The following is a 4,674-nucleotide window of genomic DNA, read 5'->3' as shown; positions in this document are numbered from 1 at the left end:
GCTTGCCTGAAAGGAGGCCAAACGGAGAAGAGGGACCCCGCCCACCGCAGTGGTAAACCGGACCACCAACAAAAGCGCCACCGGCCGGCAGAGCCCTGTCCCCTCTTTTTTGGAGGTCTGCCCCGCCGGCGAGGCGTGCTTGTGGCCCTTCAGCTCTTGCTCTTCTACCCCAACCAAGACCGCCAGGTGGGCAACAACGTCCCCAACAACTCCTCCGGCGCCTCGGTATTGGGCGAATGCCCAACCCCGCCCAACACCGCGAAATCCGCATCCAACCGCTCAGCCATGTCCCTCTGAGCCGTGGGCGACCAGGCGTCGTCCAACGCCCCGCACACCACCAACCCGGGCACCCCGCCCACCCGCATCACCCTGGCCAACTTCGCCACCAGATCCGGTTCGACCCGCAGCCCCTCGCCCATCCCGAGCATCGCGGCAGTCCCGGACCGCAAGAACCGCGTCCGCCAGAACTCCACCAACTCCGCCGTCGCACCCCCGCGCGCCGGGTCAGCCAACCTCCGCGCCTCCACCACCGCGTAAGCCGCCTCAAGCCCCCGCTCGCGCACGATCCGCTCACCAGCGTCCAACGCCGTCCGCCGAGCCCCCTGCGGCAACTCCGACGGCCCGGACGACAACAACGTCACCCCGCTCACCGGAGCCCCCGCGAGCACCGCCCCCCGAGCCACCAGCCCGCCGAACGAGTGCCCCAGCAACAGCACCCGCCGCCCCTCGGCGACGAGCTTCCCCACCAGCTCCGCGACCACCGCCCCCAGCGCCTGCGGCCGGTGCTCCCGCTCCACCTCGGACCCCGGCGACTCGTACTGCCCTGGCAAATCCACCGCCACCTCGTCGAACCCGGCGTCGGCGATCGGGTCCAGCAACGGCGCGAAGTCCTCCTTGCTGCCCGTGAACCCTGGCAGCAGCAACGCCGTCGCCCCCAGGTCGACCCCCACCGCAGGCGCCCTCAGCGCGGCCAGGTGCCCGTGCCGCGACGGCAGGTCCACGCGAAGTGCCCGATGCGGGGTGAGCTGCGCTTTCTCCACCCCTAGAGTCTGCCTCAAGACAGCCCCACCGCAGCGCGGACGGACAGCCCCACCGATCGGCCCCACCGATCGGCCCTACCGCAGCGCGACCAGCTCGCCCCCGCGCTGCTCCAGCACCACGGGCCCGTTGGTCGCCATCACCACGTCACCGCCGTACCCACCCCGGTTGACCGGAATGGCCCCGATCTCCTCACCGGTCACCTGGTCCAGCACGACCAGCCCGTCCGCCACCGGGAGCAGCGCCTTCCCGGCCAACGTGGTCCCGGCCCCCACCGTCCCCTCCCTGGTCCACCGCGGCGTCAAGTCCTCCAACGACAACGCGATCGTCCGCGACCCCGTGTGCCAGTACACGTTCGCCGTGCTGTGGTAGGTCGCAGCCACCCGCCCCGGCGGGTCCCCGGCCAGCTCGGCCGCGCTCACCTCAACGGGGATCTCCGAGATCAACCCGCCGGTCTGCGAGTCGAACAGCACCAGCTTCCCCGGCACCGCCACCGCCACCCGGTTCGCCGTCACCGCGATCACCCGCGCGTTCGTCGCCCCCACGCTCACCGTCGTGATCACGCCGGGCTCGTCCGACTTCTCCGGGTTCGGCTTCAACACCGTCACCCGGTCACCCGACTCCAGGTCCGGGCACCGCTCCAGCACCGCGACCTTGCCGCCCGTCACCGCGAACGACCCGTACGTGCAGTTGGTCCTGGGCTGCTTGTTCGGGTTCACGATCGCCCTCAGCCGCCCGTACTCCATCGACCGCACCAGGTCGTCCCGCCGGTACACCTCGAAGTACCGCTCCCCGGTGACCACCACGTGCGAACCCTCGTTCAACAGCCTGGTCCCCAGCTCGGCGTCACCGTCCCGCTGCGGCCCGCGAGCGCCGGAGGCCGCGTCCAGCGACGTGACCTCCGAGCAGTTCGTCCCCTTCGTGTGCACGGCGAACGGCCGGTTCCACGCCGTGCCCACCGTGCACAGCGGCAGGTCCCTGCCGTACCGCCACCGCACGTCGCCGGTCAGCGGGTCCCGGCCGACGACCTCGCCGCCCTCGCCGGTCACCACGACCCCGTTCGCCACCACCGGCCCCGGCGTGGCCGGGCTGACCGCCCGCCACACCTCGGACAGCGACGGCGGCAGCGCCGTCGCCTCCGGCAGCGCGGGCAGCTCGCTCGGCCCGGTCTGCGACGTCGTCGCGCGCACGTCGCTGGTCAACCACACCAGCAGCCCGCCGAGCAGCGCCCCCACCACGACCAGCGCCACCGCCGCGTAGTCGCGGCGGGTGCGCCACGGCCGGGCGGACGGCGGCGGCACCGGCTCGTCCGCCACCCAGCCCGCAAGACCATCGCGCCCCTCGGGGCCTGCGCCCTCCCCGAGATCAGCGCGCTCCCCGAGACGGGACCGCTCCCCAGGACCGAACCGGTTACCGGAATCGGATCGTTCCCCAGGACCGGACCGTTCCCCAGGACCGGGCCGCTCCCCAGGACCGGGGTGCTCCACCCCGCCCGGCGCCCGGAGCACGTCCTCCTCCGGCGCCCCCGGCACGACGCGCCCGTCCGACTCCGCCTGTTCCGGCTGGACCACTGCCCGGCTCCCGAGTGCTCGGCTTGATCGCTGTCGTGCCTCAGTCTGCCGAGGGAGCCGTCTCGGTGGTAGCACCGGCCTCCCCGGAAGGACGACGACGCCTGCGCCTGCGCGGCTTGGCGTCACCGGACGCCTCCGCCTTCGACTCCTGCGCCTGCCCGGAACCCGACCCGGACTCACCGCCGCCGACCTGCGCGGACGTCGACGCCGACACGGACTCGCCGCCCGCGCCGTCGCCCGCCGCCTCGCCCGAGGCCACGCCGCCCCGGCTGCGGCGCCTGCGCCTCGGCCTGGTCGACTTCTCCTCGCCGGACTCACCGGCCTGCCCGGCCTGCCCGCCCTGCTGCGGGGCGCTCGACGCGGCCTCGCCCTCGCCGGAACCGGCGCGCCCGGTGCGACCGGAGCGGCGACGGCCCTTCGCGGGCTTCTTGTCGCCCTTCAGGTTCTCCTCGGGCTCCGCGTCCAGGCCCGCGCGGGTGCGCAGCCCCAGCGGCAGCCTGCCGGTCGACCCGGCCGGGATGCCCAGCTCGGCGAACAGGTGGTCCGAGGTCGAGTAGGTCTCCACCGGCTCGCGCTTGCCCAGGTTCAGCGCGTCGCTGATCATCTGCCAGCGCGGGATCTCGTCCCAGTCCACCAGGGTCACCGCGACGCCCGTGCGGCCCGCGCGGCCGGTGCGGCCGATGCGGTGCACGTAGGTCTTCTCGTCCTCGGGGCACTGGTAGTTGACCACGTGCGTGACGCCCTCGACGTCGATGCCGCGCGCGGCCACGTCCGTCGCGACCAGCACGTCGATCTTGCCGGAGCGGAACGCCCGCAGCGCCTGCTCGCGCGCGCCCTGGCCCAGGTCGCCGTGCACGGCGGCCACCGCGAACCCGCGCTCGGCCATGTCGTCGGCGACCTTCTGCGCGGTCCGCTTGGTCCGCGTGAAGATCATCGACAGGCCCCGGTCGCGCGCCTGGAGCACGCGGGCCAGCAGCTCCACCTTGTCCAGCGCGTGCGCCCGGTAGATGAACTGCTCGGTGCGCTCGTGCACCGCGCCCGCGTCGTTCTCCTCGGCGCGCACGTGCGTCGGCTGGTTCAGGAACGTCCTGGCCAGCGTGATGATCGGCCCCGGCATGGTCGCCGAGAACAGCATGGTCTGCCGCTCGTCGGGAACCATCCGCAGCACCCGCTCGATGTCGGGCAGGAAGCCCAGGTCGAGCATCTCGTCGGCCTCGTCCAGCACCAGGCTGCGGACCTTGCCCAGCACCAGGTGGCGCTGCTCGGCCAGGTCCAGCAGGCGGCCGGGCGTGCCGACCACCACGTCCACGCCCTTGCGCAGCGCCGCGATCTGCGGCTCGTACGGCCTGCCGCCGTAGATCGCCAGCACCCGGACGTCCATGTGCTTGGACGCGTCGGTCAGGTCGTGCGTCACCTGGAGGCACAGCTCGCGGGTGGGCACGACCACCAGGGCCTGCGGGGTCCCGTCGCCGGGCGTGGTCACCCGCTGGAGCAGCGGGATGCCGAAGCCCAGCGTCTTGCCGGTGCCCGTGCGGGCCTGGCCGATCACGTCCTCGCCCGCCAGCGCCAGCGGCAGCGTCAGCTCCTGGATGGCGAAGGCGCGCTCGATGCCCGCCTCGCCCAGCGCGCGGACTATCTCCTCGCGCACGCCCAGCTCGGTGAACGTCGGCGCCTCGGGCTGCACCGGCGCGTTCGCCTCCAGCGGGCGTGAGTCGTCGGTCTCGGGCAGGCCCGCCTCGCTGTGCTCCAGCTCAACCGGGTCCACGTGCGTGTCCTCGTTCGTCGCGGTCAGGATGATCGCCTCTCTCGTACCAGCGCGCACGGCCTGTACGGGCCGCTCGACCGCGCCTGCCGCTCAGCGGTCCGCTCGGGGACCGGGCGTGGCGCGGGAGGGCCTGCGAGGTTTGTGCGCGCACCCTCACCAGGCGGCACGGTGCCGCCGTGATCCACCCGTCTGCAGCGCACCACGCCCCGGAGTCCGGGGGACCCCGCTCGGGAACCCCGCTTCGGGACCCCCATCTCGGGGCGCGGCGGCGTCGTGCGCCGGGCGTCAAGGGGAAACTGT

General features: G+C 73.3%; 3 protein-coding genes. All 3 read right to left on the bottom strand.

All coding sequences use genetic code 11. From position 1 onward, the window contains the following. Positions 1-164 precede the first annotated feature (164 nt). The gene (locus tag ACTUAL_RS00450) at positions 165-1,040 is read right to left on the bottom strand and encodes an alpha/beta fold hydrolase (protein ID WP_440898871.1); all 876 of its coding nucleotides are present in this window, start codon (positions 1,038-1,040) and stop codon (positions 165-167) included. A gap of 75 nt (positions 1,041-1,115) precedes the next feature. Then, positions 1,116-2,354, bottom strand: a complete 1,239-nt coding sequence (locus tag ACTUAL_RS00445; protein WP_232519694.1) for an Rv3212 family protein — start codon at positions 2,352-2,354, stop codon at positions 1,116-1,118. A gap of 295 nt (positions 2,355-2,649) precedes the next feature. Continuing rightward, a complete protein-coding gene (locus ACTUAL_RS00440) occupies positions 2,650-4,431 on the bottom strand; it encodes a DEAD/DEAH box helicase (protein WP_440898870.1) in 1,782 nt (593 codons plus the stop codon). Positions 4,432-4,674 lie beyond the last annotated feature (243 nt).

The sequence above is a fragment of the Actinosynnema sp. genome (assembly GCF_052038725.1).
This window is presented reverse-complemented; position numbering and strand designations above follow the sequence as displayed.